General features: G+C 47.4%; 18 protein-coding genes and 1 pseudogene. 10 read left to right on the plus strand and 9 right to left on the minus strand.

What is annotated here, in order from left to right; genetic code table 11:
* Positions 1-72: 72 nt before the first annotated feature.
* From accC to GT360_RS01255, 4 genes are all read right to left on the minus strand, one after another.
* Positions 73-1,413, minus strand: a complete 1,341-nt coding sequence (gene accC, locus GT360_RS01240) for an acetyl-CoA carboxylase biotin carboxylase subunit (RefSeq protein ID WP_164647147.1) — start codon at positions 1,411-1,413, stop codon at positions 73-75.
* Positions 1,414-1,427: 14 nt separating this feature from the next.
* The gene (accB, locus tag GT360_RS01245; protein ID WP_164647148.1) at positions 1,428-1,889 is read right to left on the minus strand and encodes an acetyl-CoA carboxylase biotin carboxyl carrier protein; all 462 of its coding nucleotides are present in this window, start codon (positions 1,887-1,889) and stop codon (positions 1,428-1,430) included.
* A 55-nt stretch (positions 1,890-1,944) separates the two neighbouring features.
* Entirely contained in the window at positions 1,945-2,400 is a 456-nt protein-coding gene (gene aroQ, locus GT360_RS01250) for a type II 3-dehydroquinate dehydratase (protein WP_164647149.1), read from the minus strand.
* A 308-nt stretch (positions 2,401-2,708) separates the two neighbouring features.
* On the minus strand, positions 2,709-3,143 hold the full coding sequence (locus GT360_RS01255; RefSeq protein ID WP_164647150.1) for a GNAT family N-acetyltransferase: 435 nt from the start codon (positions 3,141-3,143) through the stop codon (positions 2,709-2,711).
* A gap of 80 nt (positions 3,144-3,223) precedes the next feature.
* Here GT360_RS01255 and murB point away from each other — a divergent pair, with 80 nt between their 5' ends.
* From murB to cysE, 6 genes are all read left to right on the plus strand, one after another.
* Complete coding sequence (gene murB, locus GT360_RS01260) at positions 3,224-4,264, plus strand: UDP-N-acetylmuramate dehydrogenase (RefSeq protein WP_164647151.1); 1,041 nt, start codon at positions 3,224-3,226, stop codon at positions 4,262-4,264.
* Positions 4,261-5,256, plus strand: coding sequence for a bifunctional biotin--[acetyl-CoA-carboxylase] ligase/biotin operon repressor BirA (birA, locus tag GT360_RS01265; protein WP_164647152.1), 996 nt, complete (start codon positions 4,261-4,263; stop codon positions 5,254-5,256). The genes murB and birA overlap by 4 nt, the downstream gene beginning before the upstream one ends.
* A 123-nt stretch (positions 5,257-5,379) precedes the next feature.
* Positions 5,380-5,814, plus strand: coding sequence for a rhodanese-like domain-containing protein (locus tag GT360_RS01270; protein ID WP_164647153.1), 435 nt, complete (start codon positions 5,380-5,382; stop codon positions 5,812-5,814).
* Positions 5,815-5,983: 169 nt separating this feature from the next.
* Positions 5,984-6,457 (plus strand): protein-export chaperone SecB, encoded by a 474-nt coding sequence (gene secB / locus GT360_RS01275; protein ID WP_164647154.1) that lies wholly within the window; start codon positions 5,984-5,986, stop codon positions 6,455-6,457.
* Between the two features lie 183 nt (positions 6,458-6,640).
* Positions 6,641-7,675, plus strand: a complete 1,035-nt coding sequence (gene gpsA, locus GT360_RS01280; RefSeq protein WP_164647155.1) for an NAD(P)H-dependent glycerol-3-phosphate dehydrogenase — start codon at positions 6,641-6,643, stop codon at positions 7,673-7,675.
* A 30-nt stretch (positions 7,676-7,705) separates the two neighbouring features.
* Positions 7,706-8,527: a serine O-acetyltransferase gene (gene cysE, locus GT360_RS01285; RefSeq protein ID WP_164647156.1), complete on the plus strand. Its 822-nt coding sequence runs from the start codon at positions 7,706-7,708 to the stop codon at positions 8,525-8,527.
* Positions 8,528-8,585: 58 nt separating this feature from the next.
* Here cysE and GT360_RS01290 read toward each other — a convergent pair whose 3' ends face one another.
* The 3 genes from GT360_RS01290 to argE form a co-directional block, all read right to left on the minus strand.
* The gene (locus GT360_RS01290; RefSeq protein WP_164647157.1) at positions 8,586-9,122 is read right to left on the minus strand and encodes a PadR family transcriptional regulator; all 537 of its coding nucleotides are present in this window, start codon (positions 9,120-9,122) and stop codon (positions 8,586-8,588) included.
* Positions 9,123-9,487: 365 nt separating this feature from the next.
* Positions 9,488-12,121, minus strand: coding sequence for a phosphoenolpyruvate carboxylase (gene ppc / locus GT360_RS01295; protein WP_164647158.1), 2,634 nt, complete (start codon positions 12,119-12,121; stop codon positions 9,488-9,490).
* A 207-nt stretch (positions 12,122-12,328) separates the two neighbouring features.
* The gene (argE, locus tag GT360_RS01300) at positions 12,329-13,465 is read right to left on the minus strand and encodes an acetylornithine deacetylase (RefSeq protein ID WP_164647159.1); all 1,137 of its coding nucleotides are present in this window, start codon (positions 13,463-13,465) and stop codon (positions 12,329-12,331) included.
* A 152-nt stretch (positions 13,466-13,617) separates the two neighbouring features.
* Between argE and argC the strand changes: the two genes are divergently transcribed.
* From argC to argH, 4 genes are all read left to right on the plus strand, one after another.
* The gene (gene argC, locus GT360_RS01305) at positions 13,618-14,628 is read left to right on the plus strand and encodes an N-acetyl-gamma-glutamyl-phosphate reductase (protein WP_164647160.1); all 1,011 of its coding nucleotides are present in this window, start codon (positions 13,618-13,620) and stop codon (positions 14,626-14,628) included.
* Positions 14,629-14,640: 12 nt separating this feature from the next.
* Complete coding sequence (gene argB / locus GT360_RS01310; RefSeq protein WP_164647161.1) at positions 14,641-15,420, plus strand: acetylglutamate kinase; 780 nt, start codon at positions 14,641-14,643, stop codon at positions 15,418-15,420.
* A 105-nt stretch (positions 15,421-15,525) separates the two neighbouring features.
* Complete coding sequence (locus GT360_RS01315; RefSeq protein ID WP_164649537.1) at positions 15,526-16,746, plus strand: argininosuccinate synthase; 1,221 nt, start codon at positions 15,526-15,528, stop codon at positions 16,744-16,746.
* A gap of 280 nt (positions 16,747-17,026) precedes the next feature.
* A complete protein-coding gene (gene argH / locus GT360_RS01320; RefSeq protein WP_164647162.1) occupies positions 17,027-18,901 on the plus strand; it encodes an argininosuccinate lyase in 1,875 nt (624 codons plus the stop codon).
* 157 nt (positions 18,902-19,058) lie between these two features.
* Here argH and GT360_RS01325 read toward each other — a convergent pair.
* A pseudogene (locus GT360_RS01325) lies at positions 19,059-19,322 on the minus strand (DUF3624 domain-containing protein).
* A gap of 320 nt (positions 19,323-19,642) precedes the next feature.
* A complete protein-coding gene (locus GT360_RS01330) occupies positions 19,643-20,392 on the minus strand; it encodes a glutathione peroxidase (RefSeq protein WP_164647163.1) in 750 nt (249 codons plus the stop codon).
* Positions 20,393-20,538: the final 146 nt, after the last annotated feature.

Raw genomic sequence — 20,538 nt, forward strand, 5'->3', positions numbered from 1 at the left:
GTGTAGATTGGTCTCAGGCATAAAAAATGCCCACATGAGTGGGCATTTCATCAGTAGTAAACGGCGGTTCAATTAAAGGCCGAGCTTCTTCTCTAAGTAGTGGATGTTCGTGCCACCATGCTGGAAGTTTTCATCTGCCATGATGTCCTCTTGTAGAGGGACATTGGTTTTGATGCCTTCGATGATCATCTCGCTTAGGGCATTGCGCATGCGTGCAATCGCCACATCACGGTTCTCACCAAAGGTAATCAGCTTACCAACCATTGAATCGTAGTGAGGCGGTACTGTGTAGCCTGTGTAGATGTGAGACTCCCAACGAACGCCCATACCACCCGGTGCATGGAAGCGCTCAATTTTGCCCGGAGACGGCAGGAAGCGCACAGGGTCTTCAGCATTGATACGACACTCGATAGCATGACCTTTGATCTTGATATCATCTTGCGTGTAAGACAGAGGCTGGCCAGCAGCAACACGCAGCTGCTCTTTAATCAGATCCACACCGGTGACCATTTCCGTCACTGGATGCTCTACCTGAATACGAGTGTTCATCTCGATAAAGTAGAATTCACCGTTTTCGTATAGGAACTCAAATGTACCTGCACCACGGTAGCCGATCTCGATACAAGCACGAGTACAGCGCTCACCGATGTATTTACGCATTTCAGCAGTAATACCTGGTGCTGGCGCTTCCTCAACCACTTTCTGGTGACGACGCTGCATAGAACAGTCACGCTCACCCAAGTGGATAGCGCCACCTTGGCCATCGGCAATCACTTGAACTTCAACGTGACGAGGGTTTTCTAGGAATTTTTCCATGTAAACAATGTCATTGTTGAAGGCTGCTTTTGCTTCTGCGCGAGTCATCGCGATAGATTCAACCAAGTCAGCTTCGCTGCGAACCACACGCATACCGCGACCGCCGCCGCCGCCAGAAGCTTTGATGATGACTGGGTAACCAATGCGCTTAGCGTGGGCTTTGTTTGCTGCCTCATCATCGTTAAGTGGGCCATCAGAGCCAGGAACGCAAGGAACACCAGCTTTTTTCATCGCGTTGATCGCTGACACTTTATCACCCATCATACGGATAGTGTCTGCTTTAGGACCAACGAAAATGAAGCCACTGCGCTCTACTTGCTCTGCAAAATCTGCATTTTCAGACAAGAAGCCGTAACCTGGGTGAATTGCCACTGCACCCGTCACTTCCGCCGCAGAGATAATGCGCGGGATGTTTAGGTAGCTGTCGATACCACGAGCAGGGCCGATACATACGGTTTCGTCTGCGAGTAGTACGTGTTTTAAGTCACGGTCAGCGGTTGAGTGTACCGCTACCGTTTTGATACCGAGTTCTTTACATGCGCGAAGAATACGCAGTGCAATCTCTCCTCGGTTAGCAATTACTACTTTATCTAACATAAAAGTGGCCTCGATTATTCGATAACAACAAGAGGTTGATCGAACTCAACAGCCTGACCATCTTCAGCCAAGATTGCAGTAATAACACCAGTTTTATCTGCTTCGATTTGGTTCATCATCTTCATTGCTTCAACAATGCAGATAGTTTCGCCAGCAGTGACAGATTGACCGACTTCAATGAATGGTTTCGCGTCAGGACTTGGCGCACGGTAGAAAGTACCCACCATTGGAGAAAGAACTTGGTGACCAGAAACCGGTGCCGCCGCTTCTGCAGGAGCCGCTGCCGCAGGTGCTTCTACTGCAGCAGGTGCTGGTGCAGCGACTGGAGCTGGAGCCGCTGCGTATTGGACAGGTGCCGGAGCAGCAGTACCGTTACGGCTGATTCGTACTGACTCTTCACCTTCAGAGATCTCTAGCTCTGCGATGCCAGATTCTTCAACTAACTCGATTAGTTTTTTGATTTTACGGATATCCATGTTTCTTTCTCTTCTACTTATCAGTTACGCAACCCATTGCTGAGTTGTAGAGTATTTAACGCGCTTTTGCCGTCAGTTGTTTGATGGCTGACGACAACGCAAATTCGTAGCCTTGAGCACCCAAGCCGCATATGACTCCCTGTGCCTTGTCAGACAGGTAAGAGTGATGACGGAAAGGCTCTCGAGCATGTACGTTGGATAGATGAACCTCGATAAATGGGATCGCGACACCCAACAGTGCATCGCGCAAAGCGACACTGGTATGAGTGAAGGCTGCAGGGTTGATGATGATGAAATCAACTCGGTTATAGGCAGCATGGATAGCTTCGATAAGCTCATACTCACGGTTGGATTGTAAGTGCTCTAACTCCACATCGGCCTCTTGAGCCAATGTTTGTAGGCGCTCCACGATCTGATCGAGAGTATTTGAGCCGTAGTGCGCAGGCTCTCTTAGACCTAATAGGTTTAAATTTGGTCCATTTAGAACAAGAATGCGAGACTTTGCTGACATTGTGAGCCTATCTTCCTTTATCGTGAGACTATGTCTAGATTAGTCTTATTCTATCCTGAATCACACACAACTTGATAACCTAAATTGTGCCGATTTTAGTAATTTGAACAAGATTATAGCTAATTCACCACAATTAGCAGCAAATTACTGGTCTAATCTCCCAAGATGGCGAGGTTAAATTTGTAATCAAGTTAACATTTTTCGGTTAAAGCTAGATTTTTTATTGGTCGTAAAGAAGAAAATAGTCTTTGGCAGTCAAGTCAGATGTAGGCTTTTGATAAAGCCGGCCTATGTTTTTAAATGCAGGATTAGTCTACTGGAACGTCCAAGGGTGAGAACTGCATCGCAACCAGCTTTTTGCCGCTAGAGGTGTAACGCAGATAGAGGCCTTTTAGAGCACCAGGTAGATCATCTGCTATTACGGTTTTAAACCCATGAGTGCGATAAAAGGCTTCCAAATGCTCATAAGCAAAGCAGTAATCTGCTTGAGTGAGTATGTTGTGTTCACAGTATTTGAGTAGTTGGTGTCCAAAACCTTTTCCTTGGTGCTGTGGAGACACCAGCATGCCTGTAAGAAATCGATAACGCTCAATCGTTCTAAAGCGCACCACTGCGCATAACTGCTTTTGATGATAACCAACATAAATTAGCTCATCACGCTTTGGTTTCGAAGGGTAGTACTGCTTATACAGGCGAGTAACAAGAGGCAGTTTTATTGGATCGAGAAGCTCAATATCTAACATTGCGATAAACAAGTTGCGTAGGTTTTGGTGTAAGATGTGGGCAGTTTAATTGACCTCATGCACCGGTTCAAACAGTACTCATGCAAATCACATCACACACTAGTCTCGCTCCTTTTCATACGTTCGGCATTGAGCAGCCTTGTCAGCACCTAGCGGTTGTCTCTTCAATTGATGAGTTAAAGGCGCTGTATCAATCAACAAAATGGCAATCTGTGCCTAAGCTCTTTCTCGGTAAAGGGAGCAACATGCTCTTTACGGAGCCGTATCAGGGGCTCGTGATCATTAACCAATTACAGGGTAAGCAAGTTACGCAAACCGATGATGCTTACCACTTACATATCGCTGGTGGTGAGGACTGGCCTGAACTGGTGGCTTGGTGTGTCGATAATGGCTTTGATGGTTTAGAGAATCTAGCGCTCATTCCTGGTTGTGCAGGTTCTGCTCCGATACAGAATATCGGGGCATACGGCGTTGAGTTGGCCGATGTGTGTGAATATGTGGATGTTCTTTGTTTGGAGAGCTTTGAAATTAAAAGGCTCTCAAACGAGGAGTGCTTGTTTGGTTACCGAGACTCTATTTTCAAACATGCTTTATATGAGAAGGGCATTGTTGTTGCGATAGGTTTGAAGCTCTCTAAATCTTGGCAGGCGAATACTCAGTATGGACCTCTTAAAGACATAGAGAATCCGACCGCGAAGGCTATCTTCGAGCGAGTGTGTCAAGTCCGTATGGAGAAGCTTCCAGACCCGGAGCAAACCGGAAACGCAGGGAGCTTCTTCAAGAACCCAGTGATTTCGCTGGAGCAACACCAAAGGCTGATCGAGAGCTACCCAAACATGGTGGCGTATCCCGCAGATAATGGAATGAAAGTGGCGGCAGGTTGGCTGATTGACCAATGTGGCCTCAAAGGCGAGTGCGAAGGGGGGGCGCAAGTACACCCAAATCAAGCTCTGGTGATTGTTAACAAAGACAATGCCACTGCGAGTGATGTGGTGAAGCTTGCGGCGAGAGTTCGCGATGCGGTTTGGCAACGGTACGAGATTTCGCTTGAGCATGAAGTGCGTTTTATGGGCGCATTGGGCGAAACGCGTTTGGAGCAGATTGTAGGAGAGCTTCGATGAGTCCCAGAGTTCCTAAAGCTAAGCTCGATATCCTTAGTTTACTTGCACAAGGTGGTTTTCACTCTGGTGAAGAGATTGGTAAGCAGTTAGGGATCAGCCGAGCGGCGGTGAGTAAACACATCAAGGGTATTCAAGAGTGGGGCGTCGAGGTGTTCTCCCTTCCGGGAAAAGGTTACCAGCTCGCCCAGCCACTGACCTTGCTCGATGGGGCGACTATCGAGAAAAAGTGTGGCACCCAAGTGACGTTGCATCCGGTGATTGACTCAACCAACCAGCACCTTCTAAGTCGTGTGGATGCGCTTGAATCAGGCGCTACCTGCATTGCTGAGTATCAATCGCAAGGTCGTGGCCGTCGCGGTCGTCAATGGGTATCACCATTTGGTGCTAACCTATATTTGTCTATGTACTGGCGTCTAGAGGCGGGTATGGCTGCAGCAGTGGGACTAAGCTTAGTTGTGGGTGTTGCCGTCGTTGAGGCTCTCGAGTCATTGGGGGTTGAGGGTGTTAAGCTGAAATGGCCTAATGATCTCTACTATCAGGATAAGAAGCTAGCGGGCATTTTGGTGGAGCTCTCTGGTCAGGCAGGAGGTGCCGCTCACCTTGTCATTGGAATGGGCATGAACATCGCGATGTCGCAGCAGACGACGGGCATAGACCAGCCATGGGCGAGCCTGACGGAACTACTACAAGAGCAGCAGAATCATCCGTTATGTTTAGAGCGTGGTGATGTCGATAGAAATCAGCTATGCGCTGCATTTATCACGGCTTGGCAAAATGCACTGCAAGACTACGAGCAATATGGCATGCATGAGTTCGTTGCGCGTTGGAACCGAATCGACAATTTTTTGAATCGCCCGATTAAGTTAATTATGGGTAATCGAGAAATATTAGGCGTTGCTCGTGGAATTAATGAGCAAGGCGCTGTACTTATCGAGACTGAACAAGGGATTGAGGCGCATATTGGTGGAGAGATCTCACTTCGAGGTCTTTGATTGTAGCAAAGCATGAAAAGCCCCTAGTCGGGCTGTGAGTGAGTGGGTATACTTGCCACTTAATTTTTTCGGCTGACTCCATGGCGGGGTGGGCTTAGTTTTTTCAGGAAATGAGCAGCGGATATGCAAGAGTATTTAGATTTTTTCCAACAGAACATGATTATGTCGTTGGTATGGGTGGGTTTGTTTATTGCATTGATTGCGAACATCTACAAGTCGGCAACAGCTGCCTATAAAGAAGTGACAGCAAGCCAAGTGACGCAAATGATGAACAAAGAAGAGGGTGTGGTTGTCGATATTCGCTCTAAAGACGAGTACAAAAAAGGCCACATTACCGACTCAGTTCACATTTTACCGTCTGATATCAAGGCGGGTAACCTAGGTAGCCTTGAAAACAAGAAAACTAACCCAATCATCGTTGTATGTAAGACAGGTCAAACTGCAGCAGAAAGCGCGAACGAGCTTGCAAAAGCGGGCTTCGAAAAGGTATTCCTGCTAAAGAACGGTTTGATTTCTTGGAACGAAGCGAACCTACCACTGGTACGTGGTAAGAAGTAATCCTTCGATTGGTGTTTTATTGGTGAAATAAAAGCCGAAAATGCCCCAGAGTTGTGAGAGTAGACACGAAATCGCAACAACACCTAGTTATTCTTAATGCGCTCGGTTAGTCTCGAAGCAACACAACGAGCTACCGAGTGTAGTAACCAAAATTTAAAGGAAAGTAAAAATGGCTGAAGCAGCACAACCTCAAGCGCCAGAGCAGAACTTCACAATTCAACGTATCTTCCTAAAAGACCTGTCTTTTGAAGCACCAAACTCACCAACTATGTTCCAAAAAGAGTGGAACCCAGATGTAAAACTGGACCTAGACACTCAAAGCCGTGAACTAGGTGAAGGCGTATACGAAGTTGTTCTACGCATTACGGTAACGGTTAAGAACGCTGAAGAGACAGCATTCCTATGTGAAATCCAGCAAGGTGGTATCTTCACTGCTGCGAAAATGGAAGCGGGTCAGCTAGCACACTGTCTAGGTGCATTCTGCCCGAATATCCTATTCCCATACGCGCGTGAAACGATTTCAGGCCTAGTGGTTAAAGGTACGTTCCCTCAACTGAACCTAGCGCCAGTTAACTTTGACGCGTTGTTCATGAACTACCTACAGCAGCAAGCACAGCAAGAAGGTCAGCAAGCTGACGCATAATCGCAGCTGATATTGCTTACTCTTTTAGAATGCACAAGGTCTGATGCCAGATCTTGTGCATTTTTTGTTTCACACTCGCGGGTTTTTTATTTAATAATAGCCGCTTAACTTCATTCTTCTCATTAGTACAGTGTTAGCCGGTCTGCGCTAAACTAGTGGGAGACAAATTCAAAGGTTGATTCTATGACTCAAGCTTCTAACGCGCACCCTTACGGCAAACCGATCAGTATGACGGTGATTGGCGCAGGCTCTTATGGTACTTCTCTGGCGATTTCTTTGGCGCGTAATGGCGACAATGTCGTGATCTGGGGACATGAACAAGAGCACATGGCCCGCCTTGAAGCCGATCGCGCTAACCATGAGTTTTTGCCAGGAATCGATTTTCCACCAAGCCTGATTGTGGAGTCTGACCTTGAGCGAGCACTGAGTGCAAGTCGCGATGTGCTGGTGGTGGTTCCAAGTCATGTCTTCGGTATTGTGCTCGATAGTATGAAGCCTCATTTGCGTGATGATGCGCGTATCTGCTGGGCAACAAAAGGGCTGGAGCCTGAAACGGGTCGCCTTCTAAAAGAGGTCGCTCACGATAAGTTAGGTGATAAATACTCTCTGGCGGTGCTGTCAGGCCCAACCTTCGCTAAAGAGTTAGCGATGGGGATGCCAACCGCGATTTCAGTGGCCTCACCAGATGCTGAGTTTGTCGAAGATCTACAAGAGAAGATTCACTGCAGTAAGACATTCCGTGTTTACGCCAACTCCGACTTTATCGGCATGCAACTCGGAGGCGCGGTTAAGAACGTCATCGCGATCGGTGCAGGCATGTCTGACGGCATCGGCTTTGGTGCAAATGCGCGTACTGCTCTGATCACGCGTGGTTTGGCAGAAATGAGCCGCCTTGGGGCGTCACTAGGTGCCCAACCTGAAACCTTCATGGGTATGGCGGGCTTAGGGGATTTGGTGCTCACGTGCACTGATAACCAATCTCGCAACCGCCGCTTCGGTTTGGCGCTTGGTCAGGGCAAAGATGTGGATGTTGCCCAGCACGAGATTGGCCAGGTGGTAGAAGGTTATCGCAACACCAAGGAAGTATGGCTGTTAGCGAATCGTATGGGTGTTGAGATGCCTATCGTAGATCAGATTTATCAAGTGCTCTATCAAGGAAAAGATGCACGTCAAGCGGCGCAAGACTTGTTGGCTCGAGACAAGAAAGCCGAAGCGTAAGGCAATAAAGAAAGAGATTAGGAAGTGGCAATGAAATGCTGTGAAAAACAGAAAGTGTGGCAATGCATCGTCAAGGAAGCACGAGAGTTAGCAGAGCAAGAGCCGATGCTAGCCAGCTTTTACCACGCAACCATCATCAAGCACGAAAGCTTAGCGGCAGCGCTGAGCTACATTCTTGCAAACAAGCTAAAAACTGCCTCAATGCCTGCAATGGCTGTGCGAGAAGTCGTCGAAGAGGCACTCGCCGCAGACCCGACGATCAGTGAATCAGCAGCTTGCGATATCTGTGCAACAGTCAACCGAGATCCTGCGGTTGCGATGTATTCTATGCCTCTTCTTTATCTAAAGGGTTATCACGCGCTGCAAGGCTATCGTGTCGCTAACTGGTTATGGAAGCAGGGGCGAGTGGCGCTGGCGACGTATCTACAAAACCAAATATCGGTGGCTTGTCAGGTGGATATTCATCCGGCGGCGAAGATTGGCAAAGGCATCATGCTCGATCATGCAACGGGGATCGTGATTGGTGAAACGGCAGTGGTCGAAAACGACGTGTCAATTTTGCAAGATGTGACGCTAGGCGGTACGGGTAAAGAGTGCGGTGATCGTCACCCGAAGATTCGTGAAGGTGTTATGATTGGTGCAGGAGCTAAGATTCTGGGCAACATTGAAGTCGGTGAGGGCGCTAAAATTGGCTCTTGCTCAGTCGTGCTTCAAGCAGTGCCAGCACATACTACAGTGGCTGGTGTCCCTGCGAAGATCGTTGGTCGACCAAAAACCGACAAACCCTCTTTAGATATGGATCAGCAGTTCAATGGCAAATCACAGCACTTTGTCGGTGGTGATGGTATTTAGCTTTTGAGTCGAGCTTACGAATAAAAAAATGGCCTCATCCTAGGATGAGGCCATTTTTTTACATTTGGTCTAGCTCGGCTTTCACTTCTTCTGCCCATTCAATCCATGCTTGACGAAGCATAGTATTGCGGCGAAGAGTCAGGCGCTCTAGTCGGCGCTGCTTGTCCAACACTTTTGGGTCGCCGTAGTAGGCGTGTTCGATCTCTTGGTAATGCGCAACAAATTTGTGTGCTTCTTCAATTAGAATGTTCAACTGTGCTTTGAATGGTGTAATCTCTTCAACAGCGCACACCATCAATTTAGCGCAAAACTCATCGCGCACAGTCGTTTCAGCGGTTGGTTGTTCAAACCATACACCCAGGGCTGCTCTACCGGCATCAGTAATAGAGTAAACCTTGCGGTCTGGTTTGCCTTCCTGGGGTTCCAATACACAAGATACTTGGCCGCTCTGTGCCATCTTATTCAGTTCACGATACACCTGTTGATGACTCGCTTTCCAAAAATATCCAATGCTTGATGAAAACTCTTTTGTAATGTCGTAGCCCGTCGCATCGCGCGTACTCAACACTGTAAGTATTACATGAGGTAGTGACATGTTTATATCCAAAATACTAATAAACAACAAAAAACACTAAGCAAAAACCAAGTCTGCTCTATTGGCATTTATCTTGATAGTTCTTGCTCATGCCCACCTTGTTAGTGGGATATGTCACCTTAATTTAAGCCGGTATTCACCTAGTTTGAGTCGCTTTTTGTTTAGCAACTTCATTTTAGCCGTATAGTATACCCAATCAGAAGTGTAGGTGTAGAGTGGCTTATATGCAAAATTGTTAATAATTGACACTTATATCATTAAGTCTTTGACTTTGCAGATAAATAAAAAATCCCTGCAACCAGTGTTGTTAACACTATTTACAGGGATTCTCAAAATTGCACTGAGACCTAGCTCACAATATGCATTTATCCAGTATTACGCATGCCTGCAGCGATACCCGCAATGGTCACCATTAAGGCTTCTTCAAGCTCTGGATCCGCCTCCTCGGTTTGACGAGTACGGTATAGCAGTTCTGCTTGCAGCATGTTCAAAGGCTCGACGTAGATGTTGCGTAAACGAATCGATTCTTGGCCCCATGGGTCACTTTGCATGAGGTTTTCGTTGTTCTCAACGTTCAGTACCGCCTTAATATCGGTTTGAAGCTGTTCACGGAGACGATCACCAAGGCGCATGAGTTCAGGCTCTACCAAGCGCTCATCGTAGTAACGAGAGATCTCAATATTACACTTCGAATAAACCATCTCCAGCATGCCTAAGCGAGTCGAGAAGAACGGCCACTCACGACACATCTCTTCGAGCAGGCCTAAGTGACCTTTATCGATTGAGTACTGGATTGACTCACCTGCACCTAACCAAGCGGGTAGAACAAGACGGTTTTGACTCCATGAGAAGATCCATGGAATTGCACGTAAGCTTTCAACACCGCCGTTCGGGTTACGTTTTGCAGGGCGAGAACCGAGTGGGAGTTTACCAAGCTCAAGCTCAGGTGTTGCTTGACGGAAGTAAGGCACGAAGTCGGCTTCACCACGTACTACATTGCGGTACGACTCGCATGATACTTCCGACAATACATCCATCAGCTCGCGCCAGTCTTGTTTTGGCTCAGGTGGTGGAAGTAGGTTCGCTTCTAGAATCGCACTGGCATACATGTTAAAGCTGTTAACAGCCACTTCAGGTAGGCCCAGCTTGAAGCGAATCATCTCGCCTTGTTCTGTTACACGAAGACCGCCTTTCAAGCTCTTTGGTGGTTGAGAAAGAAGTGCAGCGTGTGCCGGCGCACCGCCACGACCAATGGTACCGCCACGGCCGTGGAATAGAGTCAGATCGATACCCTCTTCTTCACCGACTTTAACCAGCGCTTCCATCGCACGATATTGAGCCCAGCCAGCAGCCATTGCGCCAGCATCTTTTGCCGAGTCTGAGTAACCGATCATCACCATCTGGTGGTTCTGAATGAAGCCACGGTATAGGTCGATACCCATCAGTTGCTTGATCACTGCTTCCGCATTGTTCAAGTCTTCTAATGTTTCAAACAGTGGGCAGACATCCATGCGGTAAGGACAGCCAGACTCTTGAAGAATGAGGTGAACAGCAAGGACATCTGAAGCGGTACGCGCCATTGAGATAACATAGGCACCAAAGGCTTCACGTGGTTGAGCGGCGAGAATCTTACAGGTATCAATCACCTCCTGTACTGGCTCAGAAGGCTGCCAATCGCGAGGGAATAGTGGACGCTTTGAGTTGAGCTCGGAAGTTAAGAACGCAACTTTATCTTGCTCACTCCATTGATCGTAGTCACCAAGGCCAAGGTAACGAGTTAGCTCCGAAAGCACATCTGAATGACGCGTACTCTCTTGACGGATGTCTAAACGAACGAGGTGCACGCCAAAGGCTTTCACGCGGCGCAGTGTATCAAGCAGAGAACCTTCCGCAATAATGCTCATACCGCATTCACGGAGCGATTGGTAACACGCGAGTAGCGGTTTCCAAAGTTGGTCGGCATTTTGCAGTGGTGCTTTGACCGCCAATTTCTGACCGTTGATCTTAGCATCCAAAATCTCTTTGGTTTCTTCAAGCAGTGAACGCAAGCCTTTTAAGATGCAACGGTACGGTTCGTGAGACTCTTCGCCTGCTAAAGATCGAACTTCGTCATTACACTTGGTCATTGAAAGCTCGGTAATGAGCTCATTGATATCAGCAAGATATAGGTCTGCCGCTTTCCAGCGAGACAGCAGCATCACTTCACGAGTAATGGTGTGAGTGACGAACGGGTTACCGTCACGGTCACCGCCCATCCATGATGAGAAGTGTACAGGACTTGCATCGAGCGGAAGCCCTTCACCAAGATAGTCTTTTAGGCGACCATCAAATTCACGGAGAAATTCTGGTACCGCTTGCCAAAGCGAGTTCTCAACGACGGCGTAGCCCCACTTCGCTTCGTCAAGTGGTGTTGGACGCTGCTTGCGAATGACATCTGAGTGCCAGCTTTGAGCAATCAGTTGCTCTAGGCGGCGCTCGGTTTTTTGGCGCTCGCGAATGGAAAGATCGTTAAGCTCAAGATCAGAGAGACACTCATTGATTTTAACCAACTTGTTAATCATCGTACGACGAGTGATCTCTGTTGGGTGCGCGGTGAGCACCAGCTCGATGTTGAGGTCGCGGATTGCTTGTGCTGTGTCTAGCTTGCTGATGTCTTGCTGAGCAAGCTTTGAGAAAAGGGTGTTGATGGTGTCTGGCTCACACACGTGCGCATCACAGTGGCGCGAAATGGTGTGGTATTGCTCTGCCATATTGGTCAGATTCAAGAACTGATTGAAGGCGCGGGCCACAGGCGTGAGCTGATCATTAGGTAGACTCTTGATCTCATCGATCAGTTTTTCACGGTCTGCCTTATTGCCAGCACGAGCAGATTTGGAAAGTTTACGAATGGTTTCAACCTTCTCAAGAATCACATCACCGTGTGCGTCTCGAATAGTGTTACCAAGTAATCGACCCAACATGCTTACATTGCTTGTGAGTGCAGCGTACTTCTCGTTCATAACGTCCTGCCTTGTAAAAAAATTACATCCAATGTTTATCTTTAAGGAGACAATCTAGCGAAAAATATCGCCATTAGTCAAATAATGTGAACTTATCATGCAAAGATGTCGAGATGTGGAAAGTAATTTTGAAATTTTATTACGTTCGGGGTTGTTTTTGTCGATGAGATACTATAGCTCCCTCTTTTCAAAGAGGGAGCTATTCAGTTAAAAGCAATATTCGCGAATGGCTTTACTCAGCACATTGATTGTCGGGTCGATAAAATCGAGTGACAAAAACTCATCGGGTTGGTGTGCCTGGTCAATGGAGCCAGGACCCATAACCAATGTTGGGCAAAGCTGTTGCAGGAATGGCGCTTCCGTACAGTAGTTCACGGTTTCAGAGCTGCACTGCGTAATGCGCTCAATACTGCCGATAAACGGATGGTCGTGTTGACACTCATAACCAGGAATAGGCTCATGCAGGGCAGTAATGGAAATGCGTCCCGGCCATTTGGCTTCAACCTCTTTGAGGGCGTCACGCAGCATGTTGTCCAAACCATCAAGGCTGATACCCGGTAGGGGGCGCACATCATAATGGAGCTCGCAACAGCCACAAATTCGGTTGGCGCTATCGCCCCCATGGATATGGCCAAGGTTTAGGGTCGGGCTTGGAATGGCGAATCCCGGATGGTGGAATTCTTTAATCAATTTATCGCGCAGCTGCATCATGGCGAAAAGCACTTCATGCATTATCTCTATCGCGTTAACGCCAAGCGCTGGGTCGGATGAATGCCCAGACTTACCTGTAACACGAATGGCGTTGGCTACGTGCCCTTTGTGACCACGAATGGGTTTTAGGCTTGTTGGTTCACCTATGATGCAGTAGTCGGGTTTAAAGGGGGCATTTTCTGTGAAATGACGAGCACCAAGCATGGTGGTTTCTTCATCACAAGTGGCTAAGACGTAGAGTGGCTTCTGCTGCTTACTCCAATCTGTCTTTTTTACGGCTTCAATAATGAAGGCAAAAAAGCCTTTCATATCTGCGGTGCCTAAGCCATAAAATTTGCCGTCTTTTTCAGTGAGTGCATGTGGGTTGAAGCTCCAGCGCCCTTCATCAAATGGCACAGTGTCGCTGTGCCCCGCAAGTAAAAGGCCGCCCTCTCCACTGCCCATTTTCGCGGTCAGATTAAACTTGCCTGGTTCCACTTGCTCAGTTTCAACCTCGAAGCCTAGGTCTTGAAACCAGGTTGCCATCTTTTCAATAACTTTTGCGTTGCCCTGATCCCAACTCGGGTCGGTTGAGCTGATTGAAGGTGTCGAAATCAAACCTTCATAAACATCGATAAATCTAGGTAATTGCATATTCTCTTTACTTTCCCTGTTGACAGAGTGTGAAATAGACGGTAAAACGGATATTAAATCATTTTTAATGAATAAAAAATCAAAATATAATGAATATTATAGATTTGTAGTCATTAACAATGCAGTGAAATAAACCAGATGGAACCGGTAAGATGTCAAAGCTTTTAAAAACAGCCATTGTAGGCGCAAGTGGTTACACAGGGGCAGAGTTAGCCCTGATGGTGCAAAAGCATCCAAACCTCACGCTATCAGGTTTGTATGTGTCCGCCAATAGCTTAGATGCCAATAAGCCCATTGCCCAGTTGCACGGCAAGCTGGCTGGCATCATTGACGCGCCGGTACTGCCACTAAAAGATGTCGATGCGGTCGCACAAAGCTGTGATGTGGTATTTCTCGCCACTGCCCACGAAGTCAGCCATGATTTAGCACCAGTGTTCCTAGAGCACGGCTGCCAAGTGTTTGATCTTTCCGGTGCATACCGCGTGAGAAGCCAAGCTTTCTATAGCGAATTCTATGGTTTTGAGCACCAGTTTGACCAACACCTTGAGAGTGCTGCCTATGGTTTGGCAGAGTGGAATGAAGAGGCTATCAAGCAATCGCAACTTGTCGCGGTTGCTGGCTGTTACCCAACCGCTTCCCAATTAGCCATCAAACCTTTAGTGGCGTCTGATTTGTTAGATATTGCTCAGTGGCCAGTGATTAATGCCACAAGCGGCGTGTCTGGGGCAGGTCGTAAGGCGACAATGACCAATAGCTTCTGTGAAGTGAGTCTGCAGCCCTACGGTGTCTTTAATCATCGCCATCAGCCAGAGATTGCTGCGCATTTGGGTTGTGATGTGATTTTTACTCCACACCTTGGCAACTTCAAACGTGGCATTCTCGCCACCATCACGATGAAGTTAAAAGCAGACGTGTCAGGTGAACAGGTAGCACAGGCATTTAACCAGGCTTACCAAGGAAAGCCTGCAGTACGCATTAAAGAAGGAATTCCACGCCTGCAAGACGTTCAGTACACGCCATTTTGTGACATTGGCTGGCAAGTTCAGGGGGAGCACGTCATCGTCGTTTCCGCGATTGATAACTTGCTCAAAGGCGCCTCTAGCCAAGCTATGCAGTGTTTGAATATTCATTACGGCTTTGAGCCATTGACCGCGTTAGTATAGGGAGAAACCATCATGACGACACCATTAGTGATTAAACTGGGCGGCGCAGCACTCTCATGTGGCGATACGCTGCAGCAACTGTTTAATGCGATTGCCGACTATCAGCAGCAGGCGCAGCGTCAGATTGTCATCGTGCACGGTGGTGGTTATTTGGTCGATGACTTAATGAGTCAGCTCAAACTTGAAACAGTCAAGAAAGAGGGGCTTCGCGTCACACCTTACGATCAAATTCCTATTATTGCGGGTGCGTTAGCGGGTACAGCTAACAAATTGTTGCAGGGCCAAGCTATTGCAGCGGGTCTAAAAACAGCGGGGTTGAGTCTAGCGGATGGTGGTTTATGTCAAGTGGAAGAGTTGAACCCTGAGCTGGGCGCGGTGGGTAAAGCGACACCTGGCGACTCTGGATTACTGCAGGCGATTTTGAATACTCAAGCTCTGCCTATTATCAGCTCTATTGGCTTAACCAACTCAGGCCAGCTGATGAATGTCAATGCCGATCAAGCAGCGGTTGCGGTCGCAGGCGCACTTGATGCTGATTTGGTGTTGCTATCCGATGTGAGTGGCGTGCTCGATGGTAAAGGTCACCTTCTGCACTCCCTTGATGAACAGCAAGCTCATGCGCTTATTGAAGGCAAAGTCATTACAGATGGAATGATTGTTAAGGTAGAGGCGGCACTGCAAGCCGCTCAAGAGCTTGGTCGCTCTATTGAGGTTGCGAGCTGGCGCTATCCAGAACAATTGAAAGAATTATTTGCGGGCAAGAATATAGGTACCCAGTTCTTACCCCACTAAACAATATTCAAGAAACAATAGTTTAAGAAACAGTTTTAAGTAACGGATTTAAATACAAACTCCCTACAGGCCGCCAAGCTGAGTAAGGGAATATGGAGAATGATGATGAGTAAAGTTCAAGTAAATAAAGTGGTTGTCGCATATTCTGGCGGTCTAGATACGTCGGTGATTATCCCATGGCTGAAAGAGAACTACGATTGTGAAGTGGTTGCGTTTGTCGCTGATGTAGGTCAGGGCGCAGAAGAGCTAGAAGGTATTGAAGCAAAGGCAAAAGCATCGGGTGCTTCTGAGTGCTACATTGCTGACCTTAAAGAAGAGATGGTTGCAGATTACATCTACCCAACGCTAAAAACAGGGGCTTACTATGAAGGTAAATACCTGCTAGGTACTTCAATGGCGCGTCCAATCATTGCGAAAGCGCAAGTGGAAGTGGCGCGTAAAGTCGGTGCAGACGCGCTGTGCCATGGCTGTACGGGTAAAGGTAACGACCAAGTGCGTTTTGAAGGTGCGTTTGCTGCGCTAGCACCAGATTTACACGTGATTGCACCTTGGCGTGAGTGGGATTTAGTCAGTCGTGAAGAGTGTCTGGATTACCTTGCCGAGCGCAATATCCCTTGTTCTGCTTCACTAACCAAGATCTACTCGCGTGATGCGAACGCGTGGCATATCTCTACAGAGGGCGGTGTGCTAGAGGATACTTGGAATGCGCCTAACGAAGATTGCTGGGTTTGGACGGTCGATCCAGAGCAGGCTCCTAATGAAGCTGAATACGTGACGCTGAAAGTTGAGCAGGGTGAAGTTGTTGGTGTCGATGGTGAAGCGATGACGCCATACAACGCACTAGTTTACTTGAATGAGAAAGGTGCGAAGCACGGTGTTGGCCGTATCGATATTGTTGAAAACCGTCTCGTTGGTATGAAGTCTCGTGGTTGCTATGAAACTCCGGGGGGCACCATCATGATGGAAGCTCTGCGTGCGGTTGAGCAACTGGTGCTCGATAAGTCCTCTTTTGAGTTCCGTGAAGAGCTTGGTGTGAAAGCCTCTCACCTTGTTTACGATGGCCGTTGGTTCACGCCACTGTGTAAGTCAATCTTGGCGGCATCTGAAGAGCTAGCGCAAGATGTGAATGGTGAGGTTGTGGTTAAACTCTACAAAGGCCAGGCGACGGTTACACAGAAACGCTCAGATAACAGCTTGTACTCAGAAGAGTTTGCTACATTTGGCGAGGATGAGGTTTACGATCAAAGTCATGCGGGTGGCTTTATCCGTCTTTACTCGCTATCGAGCCGTATTCGTGCGCTGAACGAAGCGAAGAAAGAGAAGTAAGCTTACTCTCAAGAAGTTGTTTAAATACTCAAAGGCTGTGATTTTTTATCGCAGCCTTTTGTTATTTCAGGGGGATAGAAACAAGACGGGCGAGACTCTATTTCTTCTGCATGATTAACTACAAATGCACCACGCGTGAATATTTATGTGAAATTAGTGAATTAATACTTTATTTTATCTCCGTTTTGCCGTAACTTTGAACCATACCAACAAAGACACGGATTTAAATCAGGGCTGAGCTTCGCTTAAGCAGTGATTAGTGAGCATTAGGAGAGTGACAATGGCATTATGGGGCGGAAGATTTACCCAAGCGGCAGATACGAGATTCAAAGACTTTAACGATTCACTTCGCTTTGATTACCGTTTAGCCGAGCAAGATATTGTTGGCTCGATTGCATGGTCTAAGGCACTGCTCTCTGTTGATGTATTGACAGAGGATGAACAACAGAAGCTTGAATTGGCTCTAAATGAGCTCAAACTTGAGGTGATGGAAGACCCACATCAGATCCTGGCATCCGATGCAGAAGATATTCACTCTTGGGTTGAGCAGCAACTGATTGGTAAAGTCGGTGATTTGGGTAAAAAACTCCATACAGGTCGTTCGCGTAATGACCAAGTGGCGACCGATTTAAAATTATGGTGTCGTCAACAGGGGCAACAGCTATTGTTGGGGCTGGATCGCCTTCAATCACAGATGGTTTCGGTAGCAAGAGAACATCAAGGTACTGTGCTTCCTGGCTACACTCACCTGCAACGAGCACAGCCAGTCACTTTTGCTCACTGGTGTTTGGCCTATGTGGAAATGTTCGAACGTGATTACTCACGCTTGAGTGATGCGATTAAGCGTCTAGATACATGCCCACTGGGCTCTGGTGCGCTTGCGGGTACCGCCTACCCAATGGATCGTGAAACACTGGCACATAACCTCGGTTTTAGACGTGCGACGAGAAACTCACTTGATTCGGTTTCAGACCGTGATCACGTGATGGAACTGATGTCGATTGCATCGATCTCCATGCTGCACTTGTCCCGCCTCGCAGAAGATATGATTTTCTACAATTCAGGCGAGTCGAACTTTATTGAGCTGGCAGATACCGTGACCTCAGGCTCTTCATTAATGCCACAAAAGAAAAATCCCGATGCGCTTGAGCTTATCCGTGGTAAAACCGGACGTGTCTATGGCTCACTCGCGGGTATGATGATGACGGTTAAGGCTTTGCCTCTTGCCTACAACAAAGATATGCAAGAGGATAAAGAAGGGCTGTTTGATGCGCTAGATACATGGAATGACTGCATGGAAATGGCGGCACTGTGTTTTGACGGCATCAAGGTGAACGGTGAGCGTACACTGGAAGCGGCGAAACAAGGTTATGCGAATGCTACCGAGCTGGCAGACTATCTAGTCGCTAAGGGTATTCCATTCCGTGAGGCGCATCATATCGTCGGCGTGGCTGTGGTTGGCGCGATTGCGAAAGGTTGTGCGCTGGAAGAGTTGTCGATTGCCGAACTGAAAACTTTCTCAGAGGTCATTGAGGCGGATGTTTACGACATCTTGACGATTGAGTCTTGTCTAGAGAAGCGCAGTGCGCTTGGTGGCGTTTCTCCAACTCAGGTTAAATTCGCGGTTGAGCAAGCAGAGAAGCGTCTTGATGCCCGCGATACCTCTGCAGTGAAAGTGCGTTCAGCTCGCCTAACGGATGTTGAATCACTCGAGGGCATGGTCACTTACTGGGCGAATATGGGGGAAAACCTACCGCGTTCTCGCAATGAGCTGGTAAGAGATATTGGTTCATTTGCGGTGTCCGAGCACCATGGAGAAGTCACCGGTTGTGCTTCTTTGTATGTCTACGATTCAGGTCTTGCTGAAATTCGCTCTCTCGGTGTTGAAGCGGGTTGGCATGGTCAAGGGCACGGTACGGCTATTGTGCAGCACTTGGTAGAGAAAGCGAAACAGATGGCGATTCAGAAAGTCTTTGTTTTGACTCGTACGCCAGAGTTCTTTATGAACCATGACTTTGTACCAACCTCTAAGAGCTTACTGCCGGAGAAGGTGTTAAAAGATTGCGATCAGTGCCCGCGTCAGCATGCGTGTGATGAGGTCGCTCTTGAAATAAATTTTGCCGAACAAATGATTGTAAAACAGAGTGTTGCATAGCGTTGGTGCAGTTTGCCCAATAAAAGATCAAAAAGATCGATTTTGTTGGGAACCATTTGAGAAAGGGCGGGTCTATTAAAGTACCACTGCTTTTTCTTAGAAGAATCTAAGAGAGCCCCGAAATCCTATTGATATCGGGGCTTTTTTCTTTTTGGTGTTACTTCTTTTTACTCTTGTTCACTTTTGTCTTATTCATGGGCAGCACGATAAACTTCATCAACAGATGTAAAGCCAGCAACACATTAAAAGCAAATCCTGCCATGATCAGTGCAATAGATTAAATGCTCTTCGGCGCATCTCGAAAGAAAAACCACCATATTACCCAGCAGACAACCGAAAGAACGGTCAGTTGATCCATGCATCGCTGGCAGCGCCCTAACTTTTTCCAAAATCAATGTTCTTGGCAGCGGTTACAAGACATGTTGTGCTCAAGGTAAAGGATAATAGTGGCGAGTATATACCCTATAAGGGGAACCGACACCCTGAGTTAGCGGGGCTGCAAGCAAAAAAATCCCCAGCTTTGACAATGAGAAGCTGGGGAAAGGACTTGGACTTATGTTTATAGTAGTGTTTCGGAAAGTATCACTCTGAAGATCGCTCATCCATGAGCCGTTGTTGTGCTTTCAAAGCTTTTGCATCGTTTTCCCTTACCTTAGCGTCGCTATGGTGAGGGAGAAGCCCAACCTCAAAGAGCTGGGCCTAGTTATTACGAAGTGATGGTTATTATTGAGAAAGCGGCAATTACTGAGCGAAGTAAGCGTCAAGCTCTTCACTGCCACCGATGTGCTTACCACCGATGAAGACTTGCGGTACGGTTGAGCGACCAGTAATCGCACGCAGGCTTACTGTGGTTGCATCTTTACCTAGAACAATTTCTTCATACTGAAGGCCTTGGTCAATCAATGCTTGCTTGGCTTTCACACAGAATGGGCAACCAGGCTTGCTGAATACGGTAATGGACTCTTGAACTTTATGAGTTGGTGCAACATGGCCTAGCATAGTATCAGCGTCAGAGACTTTGAACGGGTCGCCTGGCTCGTTAGGTTCGATAAACATCTGCTCCACGATGCCGTTTTTCACTAGCATGCTGTAGCGCCATGAACGCTTACCAAAACCCAAATCATCTTTATCGACCAGCATTCCCATGCCATCTGTGAACTCACCATTACCGTCTGGAATGAAGGTGATGTTGTCTGCTTCCTGATCCTGTTTCCAAGCGTTCATCACAAACGTGTCGTTAACAGAAACACACAGGATTTCATCGACACCATGATCCTTAAATACTGGGTATAACTCGTTGTAGCGTGGTAGGTGGCTAGAAGAGCAGGTCGGTGTAAACGCACCTGGTAAGCTAAATACGATAACGGTTTTATCTTTGAATAGGTCGTCAGTCGTTACATTTACCCATTGATCGCCTTGGCGAGTTGGGAAAGTGACTTGTGGTACAGGTTGACCTACTTTGGCTGCTAGTACTTGTTGTTCATTAAACATTGTCGAGTCCTAAATAAAAAAGAAAGAATATTGAGTGCGTTGCGTTGCTCTCTGTTTTGATGGATTCATTATTGCCAAAATGTTTTGATAGGGATAATCGTTTGGTGTTATCGTTTTAATAGGTAAATTCTATTAAAAGGCAAACT

The organism is Vibrio astriarenae (assembly GCF_010587385.1).
Taxonomy (GTDB): Bacteria; Pseudomonadota; Gammaproteobacteria; order Enterobacterales; family Vibrionaceae; genus Vibrio; species Vibrio astriarenae.